The organism is Microbacterium sp. No. 7, assembly GCF_001314225.1.
Lineage (GTDB): Bacteria > Actinomycetota > Actinomycetes > Actinomycetales > Microbacteriaceae > Microbacterium.
This window is the reverse complement of sequence record NZ_CP012697.1, coordinates 3148737-3167896: the sequence shown is the minus strand read 5'-3', so window position 1 is coordinate 3167896 and position 19160 is coordinate 3148737. Positions and strand designations below refer to the sequence as shown.

At 67.9% G+C, this 19160-nt stretch carries 17 protein-coding genes; 15 read left to right on the top strand and 2 right to left on the bottom strand.

From position 1 onward, the window contains the following. Nucleotides 1-2: 2 nt before the first annotated feature. The 6 genes from AOA12_RS14775 to AOA12_RS14750 all read left to right on the top strand — a co-directional run bounded on the left by AOA12_RS14775 (nt 3) and on the right by AOA12_RS14750 (nt 5529). A complete protein-coding gene (locus AOA12_RS14775; RefSeq protein ID WP_156366516.1) occupies nt 3-695 on the top strand; it encodes a hypothetical protein in 693 nt (230 codons plus the stop codon). Continuing rightward, a complete protein-coding gene (locus AOA12_RS14770; RefSeq protein WP_156366515.1) occupies nt 692-1444 on the top strand; it encodes a hypothetical protein in 753 nt (250 codons plus the stop codon). The genes AOA12_RS14775 and AOA12_RS14770 overlap by 4 nt, the downstream gene beginning before the upstream one ends. Then, entirely contained in the window at nt 1441-2133 is a 693-nt protein-coding gene (locus tag AOA12_RS14765; protein WP_156366514.1) for a hypothetical protein, read from the top strand. The genes AOA12_RS14770 and AOA12_RS14765 overlap by 4 nt, the downstream gene beginning before the upstream one ends. 193 nt (nt 2134-2326) lie before the next feature. Then, nucleotides 2327-4084 carry a proline--tRNA ligase gene (locus AOA12_RS14760; protein WP_054684343.1) on the top strand — a complete coding sequence of 586 codons (1758 nt, stop codon included), beginning with the start codon at nt 2327-2329 and terminating at the stop codon, nt 4082-4084. Nucleotides 4085-4364: 280 nt separating this feature from the next. Next, complete coding sequence (locus AOA12_RS14755) at nt 4365-4637, top strand: hypothetical protein (RefSeq protein WP_054684340.1); 273 nt, start codon at nt 4365-4367, stop codon at nt 4635-4637. A gap of 91 nt (nt 4638-4728) precedes the next feature. Continuing rightward, complete coding sequence (locus tag AOA12_RS14750; protein ID WP_054684337.1) at nt 4729-5529, top strand: thioesterase family protein; 801 nt, start codon at nt 4729-4731, stop codon at nt 5527-5529. Between the two features lie 28 nt (nt 5530-5557). Here the strand turns inward: AOA12_RS14750 and nhaA are convergent, their stop codons facing one another. Continuing rightward, complete coding sequence (gene nhaA / locus AOA12_RS14745; RefSeq protein ID WP_054684334.1) at nt 5558-6901, bottom strand: Na+/H+ antiporter NhaA; 1344 nt, start codon at nt 6899-6901, stop codon at nt 5558-5560. Between the two features lie 106 nt (nt 6902-7007). Then, nucleotides 7008-8513, bottom strand: a complete 1506-nt coding sequence (locus AOA12_RS14740) for an alanine/glycine:cation symporter family protein (RefSeq protein ID WP_054684331.1) — start codon at nt 8511-8513, stop codon at nt 7008-7010. Between the two features lie 81 nt (nt 8514-8594). On the opposite strand from AOA12_RS14740, the gene AOA12_RS14735 reads away from it, so the two are divergent. From AOA12_RS14735 to AOA12_RS14695, 9 genes are all read left to right on the top strand, one after another. Then, nucleotides 8595-9653: a TIGR00730 family Rossman fold protein gene (locus AOA12_RS14735; RefSeq protein ID WP_054684326.1), complete on the top strand. Its 1059-nt coding sequence runs from the start codon at nt 8595-8597 to the stop codon at nt 9651-9653. 907 nt (nt 9654-10560) lie between these two features. After that, nucleotides 10561-11589, top strand: coding sequence for a membrane dipeptidase (locus AOA12_RS14730; protein WP_054684324.1), 1029 nt, complete (start codon nt 10561-10563; stop codon nt 11587-11589). A gap of 279 nt (nt 11590-11868) precedes the next feature. Further along, entirely contained in the window at nt 11869-12978 is a 1110-nt protein-coding gene (locus tag AOA12_RS14725) for a membrane dipeptidase (RefSeq protein ID WP_054684318.1), read from the top strand. Nucleotides 12979-12992: 14 nt separating this feature from the next. Beyond that, the gene (locus tag AOA12_RS14720) at nt 12993-14552 is read left to right on the top strand and encodes an ABC transporter substrate-binding protein (RefSeq protein WP_197280940.1); all 1560 of its coding nucleotides are present in this window, start codon (nt 12993-12995) and stop codon (nt 14550-14552) included. A 45-nt stretch (nt 14553-14597) separates the two neighbouring features. After that, the gene (locus AOA12_RS14715) at nt 14598-15521 is read left to right on the top strand and encodes an ABC transporter permease (protein ID WP_054684305.1); all 924 of its coding nucleotides are present in this window, start codon (nt 14598-14600) and stop codon (nt 15519-15521) included. Then, nucleotides 15511-16374 (top strand): ABC transporter permease, encoded by an 864-nt coding sequence (locus AOA12_RS14710; RefSeq protein WP_054684302.1) that lies wholly within the window; start codon nt 15511-15513, stop codon nt 16372-16374. Before AOA12_RS14715 ends, AOA12_RS14710 begins: the two co-directional genes overlap by 11 nt. Before the next feature lie 2 nt (nt 16375-16376). Then, nucleotides 16377-17426, top strand: coding sequence for an ABC transporter ATP-binding protein (locus AOA12_RS14705; RefSeq protein ID WP_054684299.1), 1050 nt, complete (start codon nt 16377-16379; stop codon nt 17424-17426). Then, on the top strand, nt 17419-18225 hold the full coding sequence (locus AOA12_RS14700) for an ATP-binding cassette domain-containing protein (protein WP_197280939.1): 807 nt from the start codon (nt 17419-17421) through the stop codon (nt 18223-18225). The genes AOA12_RS14705 and AOA12_RS14700 overlap by 8 nt, the downstream gene beginning before the upstream one ends. 65 nt (nt 18226-18290) lie before the next feature. Then, entirely contained in the window at nt 18291-19157 is an 867-nt protein-coding gene (locus tag AOA12_RS14695; protein WP_054684289.1) for a FadR/GntR family transcriptional regulator, read from the top strand. Nucleotides 19158-19160: the final 3 nt, after the last annotated feature.

Sequence of the window (19160 nt, the reverse complement as noted above, 5' to 3'; positions counted from 1 at the left end):
CTATGGATACGTTGGCGGGTTCTATTCCGGGTATGCCTCCACAGTTCGGCAGGCGGATCGGATTCATCAAGGCGCCTCTGACCGAGGTCGCGGAGCGTGTGGTGGCGTGGCACGAGGCACTCGGTCTTGGGCCGATGCGGGTTGATGTCGAAGGTGGGCTCGTCGAGAGCGCCACGATGCTGCTGCCGCTCGGGTCCGCCCCGGTGATACGGGATCTCCTGGTCGGCACTCGTGGCGGTGAGTGGACGGCGTGTTTCGATGCCAATCCGTCCGGGGGGGACCCGGGTGGTGTGTTGTCGGTGGTTGGGGACCGGCATGGTGCGGCGACGCTCAGGGTCAGTGCGCTTCCGTTCCAGGGTGATCCGGGTGCGATCGAGGACTGGCCGGGTGGCTACCTTCTGTCGTATTCCTGGCCGGGCCGGGAAGGGCCTCCCCGGAGTATTGCGGTGATCGAGGGGGAGTACAGCTCGTCCCGGTATCACTACGAGGCCTGGGGGCCGGTGCAGTCGTGGGAAGAGCCCGAGCACTACACGGCCCGCCGGAAGCGCGACCGCCTGACGCCCGCGCTGATCGAGAAGTACTGCCGGGCGCTGGGTATCGACGTGTTCGATCTCGACTTCTATTGCGGGCCGTCGGTGTTCATCGAGCGCACACGGTTCTCCTCGGATTGGAAGACGCGGAGACTGCAACTGTGAAGGTCAGCTCCTCCGCGAGGAGGCGGCAGGCGGCATCCTCTGCTCGGCAAGGTGAAGGCGGGGGAACGTTTGTCGGCCGCATTCCGGGTATGCCATCTGAGTTTGGTGCGAGGTTTGGATTCTTCCGGGCGCGAATCGCGGATGTGGCGGAGCATCTCTTCAGCTGGCGGGGGGACCTGAGTCTCCATCTGGGGAGGGAGGTGGCGTTCGATCTGTCGAGGACGGATGTGCCCGGAGGGCTGGTTGATGCGGCTCCCGGTTTGCTTCCGCTCGGGCCGCCGCCGACGTGTCGTGACCTCCTCGTCGCGACGCGCAGCGGTGAGTGGACCGCCTATTTCAACGCTGCGATATTGGGCGGGTATCCTGATGGCCCTGTGAGGGTTATCGGCGAGAGGATGGGTGTTGCTGCCCTGACGGTGAGTGCAGTGCCGTTCGGGGATCCGGGGGCGGCGACGCTCGGTGGCTATTCGTTCTCGTATAGTCCCGACGGGTCGCGAACGAGCTCTCGTAGCGTTACGCTCGTCGTGGGCGATGGCTCACCGGGTCGTTATACTTTTGAGCAGTATGGTCCGGTGCAGTCGTGGGAGGAGCCCGACCGATACGAGTCCCGCCTCAAGCGGGATCGTCTGACTCCGGAGATGCTGGAACGGTACTGCAAGAGGTTGAATATCGACGTCTTCGACCTCGATTTCTATTCGGGGCCATCTATCCTGATCGACCGCGTGATCCTCGATTCGCCGCGGAAATGAGCACGCTCACGAGTCGTATTCCGGGTATGCCGCCTGTTTTTGGTGGGCAGGTCGGATTCATCAAGGCGCCTCTGACCGAGGTCGCGGAGCGCGTGGTGGCGTGGCACGAGGGGCTCGGGCTTGGGCCGATGCGGGTTGATGTTGACGGTGGACTCGTCGAGAGCGCCACGATGCTGCTGCCGCTCGGGTCCGCCCCGGTGATACGCAGTCTTCTGGTGGGCACACGGGGTGGCGAGTGGACGGCGTGCTTCGATGCCAATCCGTCCGGGGGAGACCCGGGTGGTGTGTTGTCGGTGGTCGGGGACCGGCACGGTGCGGCGACGCTCATGGTCACCGCCGTTCCCTTCCAGGGCGACTCGGGTGCGATCGGGCGCAGGCCGGGTGGCTACCTTCTGTCGTATTCCTGGCCGGGCCGGGAAGGGCCTCCCCGGAGTATTGCGGTGATCGAGGGGGAGTACAGCTCGTCCCGGTATCACTACGAGGCCTGGGGGCCGGTGCAGTCGTGGGAGGAGCCCGAGCACTACACGGCCCGCCGGAAGCGCGACCGTCTGACGCCGGCGCTGATCGAGAAGTACTGTCGTGCGCTGGGTATCGACGTGTTCGATCTCGACTTCTATTGCGGGCCGTCGGTGTTCATCGAGCGCACACGGTTCTCCTCGGACGGGAAGACGCGGAGACTGCAGCTCTGAGCAGCGGGAATGCACCCGCTGGTGACGTCGTCACCGCGAATGGTGGGCGCTCGTCGTCGCCATGGCGTCGCGGTAGCGGCATCCAGCGCCCACGATCTTGGAACGAAGCCCCCAACCTCGGCGCGAAGCCCCCCGCACGCTCGGCGGGGAGCGCACGAGGCCGCGGCATCCTGCGCGGCTAAGCTTGACACTCGTGGTCACCCGTCTCTCGCACTATTTCCTGCGCACGCTGCGCGAAGACCCCGCCGACGCCGAGGTCGCCTCGCACAAGCTGCTCGTCCGCGCCGGCTACATCCGGCGCCAGGCGCCGGGCATCTTCGCGTGGCTGCCGATCGGCCTGCGGGTCAAGGCGCGCATCGAGCAGATCATCCGCGACGAGATGACCGCCGCGGGCGCCTACGAGGTGCACTTCCCCGCGCTGCTGCCGCGCGAGCCCTACGAGGCGACCGGCCGCTGGGAGGAGTACGGCGACGGCATCTTCCGCCTCAAGGACCGCAAGGACGCCGACTACCTGCTCGCGCCGACGCACGAGGAGGTCTTCACGCTGCTCGTGAAGGACCTGTACTCGTCGTACAAGGACCTGCCGCTGACGATCTACCAGATCCAGGACAAGTACCGCGACGAGGCGCGGCCCCGCGCGGGCCTGCTGCGCGGCCGCGAGTTCACGATGAAGGACGCGTACTCGTTCGACCACACCGACGCGGGCCTGGACTCCAGCTATCAGGCGCAGCGCGACGCCTACGAGCGCATCTTCCAGCGCCTGGGGCTCGAGTACGTCATCGTGCAGGCGGATGCCGGCGCGATGGGCGGCTCGCGCAGCGAGGAGTTCCTGCACCCGACGCCCATCGGCGAGGACACGTTCGTGCGCTCGGCGGGCGGCTACACCGCCAACGTCGAGGCGTTCACGACCGTCGCGCCCGAGGCGCGTCCGTTCGACGGCCTGCCCGCGCCCGTGATCTTCGACTCGCCCGACACCCCGACGATCGAGACGCTCGTCGCGCACAGCAACGCCGTGCTGGACGGGGAGTACGCCGCCGCGGACACCCTCAAGAACGTCGTGCTCGCGCTCACGCACCTCGATGGCACGCGCGAGCTCGTGATCGTCGGCATCCCCGGCGACCGCGACGTCGACGACAAGCGCGCCGAGGTCGCCTTCGCGCCCGCGGCGGTGGAGGCCGCGACGCCCGAGGACTTCGAGCGGCACCCCCTGCTCGTCAAGGGCTACATCGGCCCCTGGTCGGAGCAGGGCGCGATCCTCGGCGAGGAGTCGGCGACCGGCATCCGCTACCTGCTCGACCCGCGGGTCGTCGACGGCACGTCGTGGATCACCGGCGCGAACATCGACCAGAAGCACGTGCACTCGCTCGTCGCGGGGCGCGACTTCGCGGCCGACGGCTTCGTCGAGGTCGCGAACGTGCGCGAGGGCGACCCCGCTCCCGACGGCTCGGGCCCCGTGACGCTCGCGCGCGGCACCGAGATCGGCCACGTGTTCCAGCTCGGCCGCAAGTACGCCGAGGCGCTGGGCCTGAAGGTGCTCGACGAGAACGGCAAGCTCGTGACCGTCACGATGGGCTCCTACGGCATCGGCGTCACGCGCATCCTCGCCCTCATCGCCGAGCTGAACCACGACGACAAGGGCCTGCTGTGGCCCGCGTCGGTCGCGCCGTTCGACGTGCACGTCGTCGCGACGGGCAAGGATGCCGTGGCCTTCGACCTCGCGGCATCCGTCGCCGCCGGTCTCGAGGCCGCGGGCCTCGACGTGCTCTACGACGACCGCGCCAAGGTGTCGCCCGGCGTGAAGTTCGCGGATGCCGAGATCATCGGCATCCCGCGGATCCTCATCGTCGGCCGCGGCGCCGCCGACGGCCAGGTCGAGCTGTGGGACCGCCGCTCGGGCGACCGCGAGGTCGTGCCGGTCGACGACGCGCTCGCGCGCCTGACCGCGCGCTGAGCATGGGACCCGTTCGTTCCCGAGGAGATCTCGCGTTCCCGAGGACGGATGCCGCGGCATCCGTCCTCGGGAACGACGGCGCCCTCGGGAACGAACAGGCGTGACCACCGACGCTGCCCCAGACCCGACCCGCCCGGCCTGAACCAGCCCGCTGGTGGCATGTGTCCTTCGGGGTCCTCAGGCGATCACGCTGGTCTCGTTCGTCCTCTGGCCGACGGGATACGTGTCGAGCGAGGCGAACACCGCCGTGCTCATCACGTTGATCGTGTTCGGTGCCTTCATGACGTTCAACATCGGCGGCAACGACGTGGCCGACTCGCTCGGCATCAGTGTCGGCGCCGGCACGCTCACGATGAAGCAGGCCCTCGTGATCGCCGCCATCATCGACATGCTGAAGACGGGCGAGATCGGCGAGAGCGCCAGCGCGCCGCCCGCGGCCATGGTCGCGCTCGTCGTCGGCATGCGGCCCATCGCACTGGCCTGGATCATCACGCTCCCCGTCGCCGCGATCATCGGCGCCGTCGGCTACGTGGTGCTCAGCGCGGTGTTCTGACGCGGCGCCGAGGGCCTGCGGCATGCGTCATCCGTCCGTCGGGCGAATAGGGTGGATGCCGTCCGCAGGCCCTCAGCGTCAAGGAGCAGCGATGCCGTTCAGCACCGTCGGCGTTTCCACCCACCACTCCCGCGTCGAGAGCTGGGAGTGCGACTTCAACGGGCACTGGAACACCCGTTTCTACGTGCGCGCGTTCCAGTGCGCCTCCGAGCTCGTCGCCGCCGGCGAGGGCGTGCCGCAGCGTCAGTGGCATCTGCGCTTCCACGGCGAGCTGCGATCCGGGGCGGCGGTCGAGGTCCGCTCGGCACGTGTCGCCGGAGGCGAGCACGACGGCGAGATCGTGCATCTGCTGCTCACCGAGGGACGGCTGTCGGCGACGGCGCTCGAGCGAGGGAGCGACGGCCGCGGCGTACGCCTTCCGAGCGCGGATGCCGATGTCGTCGCGCCGGCGTTCCCGCGCAGCCTCGTCGCGCCGCCGCCGCTGCCGTGGACGCGCGCCGCCGCCGACCTGGTCGCCCACGTCGGCACCGTACGCCCCGCGCACACCGACCACACGGGCGCCCTGCTCTTCGAAGAGGTCATTCGTGCGATCGCCCACGCCGTGCATCACCAGGTCGTGTCGTGGGGCTACACAGTGGAGTTCTCGGAGCGCACAGGTGTCGGACGCATGCTCGCCGAGATGCGGCTCACCTGGCTGGGGCCGTGCCGTGCCGGCGACGCGCTCCGGGTCGCCTCGCGGCTCACCGATGTCGCCGAGAAGTCGTTTCAGACCGCGCACTGCGTGCAACGTGCCGATGGCACGCCCGTCGTGCTCGCGGAGCAGCGTGTGCTCGCGGTCGACCTGCATGCGCGACGGGCGACGAGCGTGCCCGGCTTCGTGCAGATGCCGTAGTCGGCGGCGGCCGGCACCGGCGCGGAGGTCAGGGGCGTTCGTACACGTCGGGGACGCCGTCGCCGTCGGCGTCCACGGCGTCGGCCTCCGCGATCCTCCGGTACCGCCGGTTGCGGGCCACGAGGATGAACGACGCGAGCACGGCGGCGAGCACCGACGCCGCGAGGATCGCCACCTTCGCGTGGTCGTGATGCGCGTCGGCGGCGTCGAAGCTGAGCTCGGTGACCAGCAGCGACACGGTGAACCCGATGCCCGCGAGCAGTCCGACCCCGGCGATGTCGATCCACTTCAGCTCCGGGTCGAGGTCGACGCCGCGGGCCCTCGTCGTGAGCCAGGTCGTGAGCAGGATGCCGATCGGCTTGCCGAGGACGAGCGCCGCGATGATGCCGATCGTCACGGGGTCGGAGAAGGCTGAGCGCAGGCCCTCGATGCCGCCGAGCGCGACGCCGGCCGAGAAGAAGGCGAAGATCGGCACGGCGACGCCCGTGGAGATGGGGCGGAAGCGGTGCTCGAACTCGATCGCCAGCCCGGGTGTGCCGTCGGGGATCTGCCGGCCTCGCCGGTGCTTGACGGGGATCGTGAACGCGAGGAGCACGCCCGCGATGGTGGCGTGGATGCCGGATGCGTGGACGAACGCCCACGCGACGATGCCGATCGGCAGCAGGATGAGCCACGCGGCGGCGGGCTTGAGGCGGAAGAACTGCCGGTAGCGCTGGGCGATCCCGCCGTAGACCGCGATCGTCAGGAGCCCGAGGAGGAGAGGGAGGACCTGGATCTCCGCGGTGTAGAAGATCGCGATGATGCCGATGGCGATGAGGTCGTCGACGACGGCGAGCGTGAGCAGGAAGATCCGCAGCGGGCTCGGCAGGTGCGAGCCGATGAGCGCCAGCACGGCGACGGCGAAGGCGATGTCGGTCGCCGTCGGGATCGCCCAGCCGCGCAGCAGCGCAGGGTCCTGCCAGACGATCGCGACGTAGATGAGAGCGGGCACGGCGACACCGCCCGCGGCGGCGAGCACGGGGATGACCGCCGTGCTGAACCGGCGGAGGTCGCCGGCGACGAACTCGCGCTTGAGCTCGAGTCCCACGAGGAAGAAGAAGATCGCGAGCAGGCCGTCGGCCGCCCACGTGCCCAGCGACAGGTTCAGATGCCAGGGCTCGTAGCCGATGCGGAAGTCGCGGAGCGTGAAGTATGCGTCGGCCCAGGGCGAGTTCGCCCAGACGATGCCGATGACGGCCGCGACCACGAGCATCGCGCCGCCGACCGACTCCTTGCGGAGCAGCTCGCCGATGCGCAGCGTCTCGGCGTAGCTGCCGCGCCGGGGAAAGCGGGGCCGCTCGGAAGGGGTGCGGGCAGGGTCGGGCGCTGTCATTGCATTCTCCAGGGGTCGACGAAGTCCGATGCCGACCAGACTTCCCGGCGCGCCTCGTCCACTCTACAAGGCGTCGGGGGACGAACGGCCGACCGCTGCGATCCGGTCAGCCGTGCTGTCCGTGCAGGTGGTCGCGGTGCTTCTCGGCCTGACGGCGCTTCGTCGACAGATCGATCGGACCGGTGACGGTCAGCTCGTCCTCCCACACCTCGATGCCCTTCACGTCGGGCAGTCGATCGCGGGTGAAGACGGGGTCCCGCCCCTCGCGGCGCTGCTGCGTGTAGTCCTTCAGGAGCCGGAAAGCGATCCCCGACAGGAGCGCGATGGCGATGAGGTTGATGAGGGCCATGAAGCCCATCGCCCCGTCGGCGAAGTTCCACACGACGTCGGCCGAGACGAGCGCGCCGAGGAACACGGCGACGATCGCGACGATGCGATAGCCGAGCAGCACGCCGTGCTTCGGCGTGATGAACTCGATGTTCGACTCGCCGTAGTAGTAGTTGCCGAGGATCGAGCTGAAGGCGAGCAGGAAGATGATGACGCTCAGCAGGATGTTCGCCCAGTCGCCGAGCGCGCCGACGACCGCGCCCTGGGTCAGGCTGATGCCGCGCTGCGCGTTCGCGAGGTCGGGCACCGAGACGAGCACGATGAACGCCGTGATCGAGCACACGAGGAACGTGTCGAAGTAGACGCCGAGCGTCTGCACGAGCCCCTGCTTCACCGGGTGGGTCACGGCCGCGCTGGCTCCCGCGTTCGGGGCCGAGCCGAGGCCGGCCTCGTTCGAGAACATGCCGCGCTTGACGCCGGTCAGGATCAGGTAGCCGAGCGTCGCCCCGACGACCTCGTTCGGTCCGAAGGCCTGGGTGAAGATCGCGGCGAACACGGCGGGCAGGCGGTCGATGTGGATGACGACGATCACGAGCCCGAGCAGCAGGTAGGTCAGCGCCATCAGCGGAACGAGCGTCTGGGTGACCGACGCGATGCGGCGCACGCCGCCGAAGACGACGAGCGCCATGAGCACGGCGAGGGCGACGCCGATGAGCCAGGGCAGCCAGCTCATCGCGTCGTCTCCGAAGCTGCCCGCGATCGTCGCCTGGATCGTGTTGGCCTGCAGCGAGCTGAACGCGATGGGGAAGCAGACGATGAGCACGATCGCGAACAGGATGCCCATCCAGCGCGCGCCGAGACCGCGCTGCATGTAGTACGCGGGGCCGCCTCGGAACCCGTCGGCATCCCTGGTCTTGTACAGCTGGGCGAGCGACGACTCGATGAACGAGGAGGCGCCGCCGATGAACGCCATGAGCCACATCCAGAACACCGCGCCGGGACCGCCGATCGCGATCGCGGTGCCGACGCCGGCGATGTTCCCCACGCCGACGCGCGACGCCGCCGAGATCGTGAAGGCCTGGAAGGCGGAGACCGACTGCGGCTCGCCCGACTCCGTGCGCGGTGTCTTGTCGGTGAGGGTGCGGAACATCTCGGGGATGAGCCGGAACTGCACGACCCCCGAGCGGATCGTGAAGTACAGGCCCAGCGCCACCACGACGGGCAGTACGGCCCATGTCCACAGGTTGTCGCCCCATGTCGCGATCCAGTCGCTGATAGCTTCCATCGGCCCAGTATGCTCGGCGGCACCCGCGCGCCGCCAGAGGGTGTTCCCCGGTTGTTCACGGCTGCGTGGCAGGGTGGAGGCATGGTCGCCAGTGCTGCTTCGATCCCCTCCGACGTCACCGACGAGATCCGGTCGCTCATCGCCGAGGCCGGCATCGGGGCGAACGCCGACCTCGTCGCCCGCATCCTCGCGACGGGCGTGGGGCTCGGCCTCGACGACACGCAGCGTCTCGACCTGAAGATCACCTCGGCGGCGCTCACCGAGATGCGCGCGGCGTTCCGGCTGTTCGCGCCGTACCGCGGCATCCCCAAGGTGACGGTGTTCGGCTCGGCGCGCACGAGGCCCGACGACGAGCTGTACCGCGCCGCGGCCGCCGTCGCGGCCGCGCTCGCCGATCGCGGCTGGATGGTCGTCACGGGCGCGGGGCCGGGCATCATGCAGGCGGCGGCCGAGGGCGCCGGCCCGGAGCGCTCGCTCGGCGTCTCGATCCGGCTGCCGTTCGAGGAGAAGCCGAACGCCGTCGTCGCCGGAGCCGATCGCGTCGTGGCGATGAAGTACTTCTTCACCCGCAAGCTCATGCTCGTGAAGGAGTCGCACGGCTTCGTGTGCGTGCCCGGCGGGTTCGGCACGCTCGACGAGATGTTCGAGCTGCTCACGCTGCAGCAGACGGGCAAGGCCGAGCCCGTGCCGATCGTGCTGCTCGACGCCCCCGGCGGCACGTTCTGGACGGCTCTGAAGCGCTTCGTCGACGAGCAGCTCGTGACCTCCGGCGTCGTCTCGCCGCACGACTTCGACCGCGTGCTCGTCACCGACTCCGTGACCGCCGCGGCCGACCACATCGCCGCCTTCTGGAGCAACTACCACTCGCTGCGCTGGGTGGGCGACCGGCTCGTGCTGCGGGTGCGCAACGATCCGACCGACGCGGAGATCGAAGGGCTGAACGTCGAGTTCGCCGGTCTCCTCGCCGGTGACAGGATCGAGCGCTCCGGCCCGCTGCGCGCCGAGACCGAGGACGACGATCACCTCGATCTTCCGCGACTCGTGCTGCGGCTGGATCAGCGCCGGGTCGGCGACCTGTACCGGCTCGTCCGTGCGATCAACGGCCTCGCATCGGTGCCGGGCGCCGCGAGAGCAGGCTGAATCGCGCACGCCTCGGCTCTCGGACAGGGGATGGTCGAGTGCTCGCGGCGAATCCGCGGGCGTATCGAAACCGTTCCCACGGTCTGTTAGACGGGTTTCGATACGCCGCCTGCGGCGGCTACTCAACCAGCGGGAGTGTGGGTCGGGCGTGTGGGTGCGTCCCGTCCCGCTGGTCGAGTGCTCGCGGCGGAGCCGCGAGTGTATCGAGACCCTTCTCACGGTGCGTTACACGGGTTTCGATACGCCGCCTGCGGCGGCTACTCAACCAGCGGGGGTGGGTGCGGGGTGAGGTAGGCGGGCCGGGGCGTCCCGTCCCGCTGGTCGAGTGCTCGCGGCGGAGCCGCGAGTGTATCGAGACCCCTCCCGCGGACCGTTACACGGGTTTCGATACGCCGCCTGCGGCGGCTACTCAACCAGCGGGGGTGGGCGCGGGGTGAGGTAGGCGGGCCGGGGCGTCCCGTCCCGCTGGTCGAGTGCTCGCGGCGGAGCCGCGAGTGTATCGAGACCCCTCCCGCGGACCGTCACGTGGGTTTCGATACGCCGCCTGCGGCGGCTACTCAACCAGCGGGGTGAGGTGTGCGGGGCGGGGGGAGGGAGGTCGGGGCGCCGGTTGCCGGGGGTGTCGGCGACGTCGTCAGCGTGAGTGTCCGAGCGGAGCGCGTCCAGCTCGCCGCGACGGACGTCATCTCGCGGAACGGAACCCCATCCTTAGGCATCATCAATGATGATGTTATTGTGAAGCGCGGCGAGCCGTGTATGTCCGTGCCGTGCCGCGCCGCGGGAGGCGACGCGCCGATACTGAAGGGTTGTCGAACACATGACCAGCATCTCTGCCGATCTCTCTTCCGATGCCGCTGTCTTCTCTCGGTCGCCGACGGCGGAGGAGCGTCGGCGCGCTCGGGCGATCATGCAGTCCGCCACCGTCATCGACACCTGCGGCGCCGTGCGGCCGACCGGTCCCGGAGGCGCGCTCGACGACTCGATCGCCGAGCTGAAGGCCTCGGGGGTGAACGCTGTGGGCATGACGCTCGCCGCCGAGGAGGACGGCCTGCAGGCCGCGATGAACATGATCCTCAAATGGAACGGGCTCATCCGCGAGTATTCGAGGGATCTGGTGCACGTGCAGACCGCAGACGAGATCCGTCAGGCCAAGGAGGACGGGCGCATCGCGATCTACTACCTGCTGCAGAACGGGCGGCCCTTCGAGGACGACCCGGGCAACGTCGAGCTCTTCCGGCAGATGGGGGTGACCTCGAGCCAGATCACATACAACAAGAAGAACTTCCTCGGCGATGGCTGCCTCGAGCCCAGGGACGGCGGACTGAGCCTGCTCGGGCGTGAGGTCATCGCGGAGATGAATCGCGTCGGCATGCTCGTGGATCTCTCTCACGCGAGTCGACTGACCCAGCAGGACGCAGCGCTCGCGTCGACGGCACCGGTGTACCTCTCGCACTGCAACGTCAACGCGTTGTGTCCGATCCCCCGCAACGTCACCGACGAGACGTTGCGGGTCGTCGGCGAGCGGGGCGGCCTGTGCGGCGTGTATCCGTTGGACCTCACGCCGGACGGCGAGGCGACCGTGGCCGACGTCGGCGCGCATCTCGCGTACCTCATCGACATGCTCGGGCCTGAGCGGGTCACTGTCGCGAGCGACTTCCCGAAAGGGCGCCCGCTCATCTACGAGCAGGCCTATCTCGACGAGGCGGGCTACCTGCACATCCAGCACGACGGGACCCACAAGGTTCGACGCATGAAGTGGGACAAGCCCGGCTGCGTGCCGCATTTCCCTTGGTACAAGTACGCGGAGGGGATCGGAAGCTACCGCGAGCTCGTCAACGTGGCGTGTGAGCTGATCGTGCGGGGAGTGCCCGACGATGTCGTCGCCGGTGTGCTGGGTGAGAACTTCTTGAGGTTCTACGGCGAGCAGGTCGGTTGATCTGCTGAGTACGGCGGAGGGGGGCACGCGCTTGCGCGTGCCCCCCTCCGCCGTACTCAGCGAGGCCGTCCGGACAGTGGTGTCCCGGGTCCGGGGGTGACGCTCGGCCGCTCGTTTCTGGCGTGTAAAAGCTTGATTTCGCCTATAGCATCATCGTCGATGATGAGGTTAGAGTCGACGCATCAGAACGATCCTCGATCTCAACCGCCTTCGTCGGCGGCAAGCCGTTCGGCGAGGGCAGCATGCAGAGCAGCTGGAAACGAAAGTGAGACAAGACCCGTGGTTGAACTCGTCACGTCCGTGAAGGACTACTACCTCTCGCGTGTCCCGACTCCTGAGGAGGAGGAGCGCGCGCGCTTTCTGCAGGAGGACGCGATCATCCTCGACACCTGCGGTTCGGTCCGCCCGAACAACGCGGCGATCATCGACGAGTCGATCCGCGTGCTGAAGGACAACCACGTCAACGCCATCGCGCTGACCCTCGTCGCCGAGGAGGACGACACCCGCGGCGCCATGAACATGATCCTGAAGTGGAACAAGCTCATCAACCGCTACTCTCACGACCTCGTGAAGGTGCAGAGCGCCGACGAGATCCGCCAGGCGAAGGAGGACGGTCGCATCGGCATCTGGTACCAGTTCCAGAACGGGCGGCCCTTCGACGACGACGAGGGCAACGTCGAGCTCTTCCGCGACATGGGCGTGACGCAGAGCCAGCTCACCTACAACACCCGCACCCTCCTGGGGGACGGGGGCGCCGAGCCCGAGAACGGCGGCCTGAGCAACCTCGGCCGGCGGGTGATCGAGGAGATGAACCGGGTGGGCATCCTCATCGATCTCGCGCACTCGGGCGAGCGCACCCGCTTGCAGACGATCGACCACTCCACGAAGCCGGTGCTGATGTCGCACTGTGCGACCTACGGCGTGCACGGCTCGAAGGGCAACATCACCGACGAGATGATGGCGCGCGCCCGGGAGAAGGGCGGGGTCATCTGCATCCCGCCGCTGAGCCTGAGCGCCTCCGCGCATCCCACCGTGTCCGACATGGGGGAGCACATCGAATACGCGCTCGAGAAGATGGGGCCGACCGGCGTCGGGTTCGCGACCGACTTCCCCAAGGGCAGGCCGCTCATCTACGAGGCCGCTCATCTCGACGAGGACGGGTACCTCCACATCCAGCACGACGGGACCACGAAGGCCCGCGTCTCGAAGTGGGAGGGGCCCGGCCACCTCATGCAGTACCCCTGGTACCAGTACGCGGAAGGTATCACCTCATACACCGAGTTCCCCAACCTCGTTCGCGAGCTCGTCGTGCGCGGGCTGGACGACGACACGATCCGCGCGGTGCTCGGTGGGAACGTCCTGTCACTCTACGAGAAGGTTGTGGGTTAACCATGATGCGGTCCATGTTCAGAAAGAAGGCCCTGCTCGCCGTCTCGGCGCTCGGCCTCGCGGCGCTCCTCACCTCGTGTGCGGGCCCGAGCGGTGTCAGCGGAGCCACCGATGCTCCCGGCGCCGAGTCATCGGGGGCGTCGACGGCGCCGGGCGTGCTCACGGTCGATCAGATCGTCATGATGCCCAACGTCGACCCGTACGCGCTCACCTCGACCGATCAGTGGCAGAACGTGTACGCGATGTACGACCCCATCACGCTCACGAACGACCAGGGCGAGCTCGAGAACGTGCTCGCCGAGGAGTGGACCAACGAGGACCCCCTCAATTGGGTCCTCACCTTGCGGGACGGCATGCAGTGGACCGACGACTCGCCCATCCTCGCCGAGGACGTGCAGTTCAGCATCGATCGCATGAAGGATCCCGAGACGAAGTCGATCTGGGGTCCGGCATACACGTACATCGAGTCGACCACCGTGATCGACGAGCACTCGATCCGCATCACGACCACGACGCCGGTCGCCGAGCTTCCCCGCGACTTCGGGCGCATGGTGCTCATGCCCAAGAAGGCCTTCGAGTCGCTGGGTCTCGACGCCTTCCTGAAGGCGCCCGTGACCTCCGGCCCCTTCATGTTCGAGAGCATGGTGCCCGGTTCGACCCTCACGCTCGTGAAGAACCCGAACTACCATCGCGGCGAGGTGAAGCTCGACAAGCTGATCTTCCGCGAGGTGCCGAACGCGTCGACCCGCGTCGCCGACGTGCTCTCGGGCGAGGCGGACATCGCGATGTCGGTCGCCCCCTCGGACATCGGCCGGATCGACGCCAGCGGCGATGCCTCCATCATCTCCTCGGAGTCGATCGAGCGCATCAAGCTCGAGTTCATGATGGCGTCCGATCCTCGCCTGCAGGATCAGAGGGTCCGTGAGGCGGTCATCCGCTCGATCGACCCGGCGGCGCTGAACGACGCGCTGTTCGACGGCCTCGCGGGGCTCCCCACCGGCTGGATGAACGAGTTCACCGAGGGCTTCTGCCCGGTGGACGTGCCCGCCTACGATCCGGAGAAGGCCAAGGAGCTGCTCGCAGAGGCCGGCTACCCGGACGGCTTCGACATCGATCTGAACGGATCGTCGCCGAGCTACTCGATCGCGGACCAGGTCGAGCCTGCGATCGCCGACATGATGGCGGAATCCGGATTCAACGTGAATCTGATTCGCAACGAGAAGGCCACCGACGCCAATCTCTACGCCAACGGCGGGCTGATGGGCATGCGCTTCTGGGGCATCGCCAACACCTCCGGCGGAGCCGGTCAGATGCTCCGCAACAGCGACATCAACCGTGCCAGCAAGGAGATGGTCGATCCCGGGCTGCAGACGCTGATCGAGGCGCAGCAGGCCGAGTTCGACGTCGACAAGCGCAACGCCATCGTGTGTCAGATCAACGAGCACGTGGTCGGGAACAGTCTCGAGATGTCGGTGCTGAGCCTTCCCAACATCGCAGCGGTCGGCAACGACGTCTCCGGCTTCAGCCCGAGCCCGTACCTGCTGCAGCGCTACGACCAGGTCGAGAAGCACTGACCCGGGTCAGAGAAGAAATCACACAAGAAAGGAGGGTGGCCGGCGATGATGAAGTACGTTCTGCGTCGTCTGAGCTATGGACTGCTGACCCTGTTCCTCATCGCGCTGGTCACCTTCCTGCTCATCTTCTCGGCGGGGGACCCGGCGCTGATGCTCCTGCCGCCGGGCGAGAACTCCCCGGAGATGGTCGCCCAGGTCCGGGAGACCTTCGGCCTCGACCAACCGCTGTACGTCCAGTTCGGCAAGTTCCTCGTCGCCGCGGTGCAGGGTGACTTCGGCTACTCGGTCCGATACGGCACGCCCGCCCTCGCCCTCGTGCTCTCGAGGCTCCCGGCGACGTTCATCCTTGCGGCCGGCGCGCTGACGGTCGCCTGCATCGTGGCCATACCGCTCGGCATGATCGCGGCGAGGCGCCACAACACCGGGATCGATCGGGCCCTCGCCGTCGTCTCGGGCGTCGGCCTCGCGATTCCGACCTTCTGGCTCGGCACGATGCTCATCTTCGTCTTCTCGACCAAGCTGAACTGGCTGCCGTCCTCCGGCTTCCAGAGCTGGTGGGCGGTGATCCTGCCGATCCTCACCCTCGCGGCCCTTCCCACGGCGGTCATCTTCCGCTTCACACGCTCCGCCATGATCGAGACCGGCAGCAAGGACTACCTGATCATGGCGACCGCCAAGGGCATCTCCGCCCGTCGCGTGCTGTGGGCGCATCAGTTCAAGAACTGCCTCGTCACGATCATCACCGCGATCGCGCTCCAGTTCGGGGTGCTCATCGGCGGCGCGGTCGTCGCCGAGTCGGTGTTCGCGTGGCCCGGGCTGGGCCAGCTCGCCGTCACCTCGGTGCTGGCGCGCGACATCCCGGTCGTGATGGCCACCGTCATGATCGGCGTCGCGCTCTACCTCCTCATGAATATGTTCGTAGACGTGCTCTACGCCATCGTGGATCCGGCGGTGCGCTTTGACAACTGAGATCGTCGCCATCGGGCTCGGAAAGCGTGCGGGCCGCGTTCGCCGGAGCAGGGCGGGCTTCAACTATGAGCTGCTCTTCGGCGTGACCATCATCCTGCTCGTCGTCGCGGCCGCGTTGCTCGGTCCGCTGCTCTCACAGGACCCGCTCAAGAACGACCTCGTCGGACGCCTGCAGGCGCCTGGCGCCCCGGGCCATCTGCTCGGCACCGATGAGCTGGGGCGCGATGTGCTGGCCCGGCTCGTGCTCGCGGCGCGAGTGACCCTCTCGGTCGCGATACCGGCGGCGCTCCTCGCCGCGGTCCTCGGCGTGGTGCTCGGCCTGCTCGCCGGCTTCAGGGGCGGCGTCACCGACCAGGTCGTCATGCGCCTCGTCGACGCGCAGCTCGCCTACCCGCTGATCCTGCTCGCGATCGTGGTGATCGCGGTGTTCGGCAGTTCCTGGGCCATCCTGCTGGTGGTCTTCACCGCCGCCACCTGGGCCTCGTTCGCGAGGATCGTCAGGGCGAACGCCACACAGGCGAGGCAGGCGGAGTATGTGCTCTCGGCGAGGGTGACCGGTGCCGGACAGAGTCGCATCATGTTCCGGCACATCCTGCCGAACCTGATCGGCAATGTCGTGACCCAGTTCAACATCGCGATCTCCGAGATCATCCTGCTCGAGTCGGGGCTCAGCTATCTGGGCCTCGGCGTCCAGCCTCCGACGCCCACCTGGGGGAACATGGTGCTCGGCGGTCAGTCGTACATCGACACCGCCTGGTGGATCATCGTGCTGCCCGGGCTCTGCATCGTGATGACCGTGCTGGGCTTCCAGTGGCTCGGCCAGGGCATCGTCCGCGAGAAGAGGAAGAGATGAGCATGGCGGCGGAGACGCGACGCGGGTCCGAGGACGTGGTGCTCGCGGTCAACGGGCTGTCCGTGAGATATCACGTCGGCGGGACGAGCGCGACGATCCTCGAGGGGATCGATCTCGAGCTGGGCCCCCGGGAGATGATCGGGGTGGTCGGCGAATCGGGCAGCGGCAAGAGCACGCTCGCGAAGGCGCTTCTGCGGCTGCAGCCACGGAACGAGGTCGACGTCAGCGGAGAGGTGACGCTCAACGGCCAGGACGTCTTGTCGGCGTCGCCGCGGCAGTTGCGCAGGATCCGAGGCGGCAGCGTGGGCATGGTGCTGCAGGACGCCATGGTGAGCCTGAACCCCTCGCTCACGATCGGCTTCCAGCTGGTGGAGGGGATTCGCGCGCATCGCGACGTGTCGCGGGCCGAGGCGCGCAAGATCGCGATCGAGCTGCTCGAGCTCGTGGCGCTGCCGGATCCCGCGAAGCATCTGAGACAGTATCCGAGGCAGCTCTCGGGCGGCATGCGCCAGCGCGTCGCCATCGCGATCGGCATCTGCGCCGAGCCCTCGGTGCTCATCGCGGACGAGCCGACGAGCGCGCTCGACGTGACGGTTCAGCGCCAGATCATGGTGCTGCTCCGCTCCCTGCAGCAGCGCCTCGGCATGTCGGTGATCTTCATCACGCACGACCTGGATCTCGCCAGCGAGTTCTGCGACCGCATCATGGTCCTCTATTCGGGAAGGGTGGTCGAGACCGGGACCGCCGAGGAGATCTTCACCAACCCGCAGATGCCCTACACGGCAGGCCTCCTCGCATGCACCCCGAGGATGGACGCCCCGAAAAGCGACGACGCTCATCTTCCCTCGCTGCGGGGGAGCATCCACGACAGCTGGGCCGCGAGCACGAGCTGCCGGTTCGCTCCGAGATGCGACTTCGCGCGCGACGTGTGCTGGGCGGGCGAGCCGGATCTGACGCCGCGGCATGGGCCGGCCCATGCCGCGCGTTGCGCGGGCACCGAGGAAGGGGGGTGGATCGATGGCTCGGTCCAGTGGGCACAGGCCCATGCTTGAGGTGAAGGACGTCTCTCTCGCCTACTCGACGGGGAAGCTCTTCACCCGCAGGAAGGAGAGGGTCCTCGCCGTCGACAACGTCAGCCTGCACGTGATGCCCGGCGAGGCGTTGGGAATAGTGGGCGAGTCGGGCAGCGGCAAGAGCTCGCTAGCGAAGATCGTCATGGGCCTTGAGACGCCCAGCGCCGGGTCCGTGGACTTCCTGGGAACCGATCTGCTGAAGGTGAAGGGAGCCGAGCGGCGGCGGCTCGGGGCACGGCTCCAGATGGTGTTCCAGGATCCGTACTCGAGCCTGAACCCGAAGATGACGCTGAAGCAGCTCGTCACCGAGCCGCTCGTCGTGCACGGGCTCGCGCGAAGAGACGAGCTCGAGCAGCGATGCAGAGATCTTCTCGAGAAGGTGAGCCTCGACCCCGAATGGGGCGACCGCTACCCCGGGGCGCTCTCCGGCGGCCAGCGGCAGCGCGTGGCGATCGCCCGCGCACTGGCCTCCTCGCCCGATCTCATCGTCTGCGACGAACCGGTGTCCGCCCTTGACGCCTCCATCCGCGCGCAGGTGCTCAACGTGCTCGTCGACATGCAGCGCGACCACGGTGTCGGAACACTGTTCATCGCGCACGACCTGGCGATCGTGCGGCACGTGTGCGATCGGGTCGCGGTGATGCATCGCGGCCGGGTGGTGGAGGTGCTGGACGCCGCGGACATCCCGGAGCGCGTGCAGCACCCCTACACGAAGGCACTGCTGGAGGCGAACCCGTCGCCGCTTCGGAAGAAGGACACGGAGGACGCAGGCCCCTAGATGCTCCTCAGTAGTGTGAGACGCAGCAGGCAAGAACGTGTTGTCGACACATGGAGGTTGCGACGATGACGACCGATCCCGGGCAGGACGAACCGGATTTCGAGGTGGAGATAGTCCCCGATGAGACGCTCAGATATTACCTCTCGATGCTCTCCGAGCGTGAGGCGATGGAGCTCGCGGCGCTCGACGCGCTCGCGAGGGAGCAACGTCCCGTGGGCTCGGCAAGGCTCGCCAAGACCTGGGCGTCCTACGGAATCGTTCGCGGGCAGGCCACGGCCGGAAGGTTCCTCGACCACCTGGAGACGCAGGGCTACTCGAGGGGGGCCGGCGTGAAGGTCGGGAGGATCATCACGCGCGCAGGCCTCGATCGCAGGAACGCGCAGATCCGTTTCCTCAATCGGAGGCGGCTGAGCCGCGAGATCATCCGTGCCGCGGACGCGTCCGTGGTCACCGAGCTCATCGATCTGCTGCATGCCCGGCGCGGGCTCGAGACCGAAGCGGCGAGACTCGCCGTCGAACGTGCCGGCGACGAGGAGATCCAAGGCCTCCTGGACGCCGCCCACGAGCACCTCCGCCATGTCGAGGACGGCGGCCCGGTCGCCGAGGGAACCTCTCATGGCTTCCATCTCTCGATCGTGGAGCTCTCGCACAACGAGGTGATCCTCTCCACGCTCCGACTGCTCATCGAGGGCGTCGATCCGAAGCTGCAGGCCACGCTCCAAGTGGCCACGGAGCGGATGAAGGCGACGGTCACCCAGGCGCGAGAACACCTGGAGATCCTCCACGCGATGCTCGATCGCGACGCCGAGCGTGCCGCCGCGCTGGTGCATCACCATTTCACCGAGCTCATCGCGCTCAGCGCCTCCCTCACCTCCGACGAGACGGCCGACCCGCCCGCCGCGCCGCCGAGGGCCTCGAACGAAAGAATCTGAGAT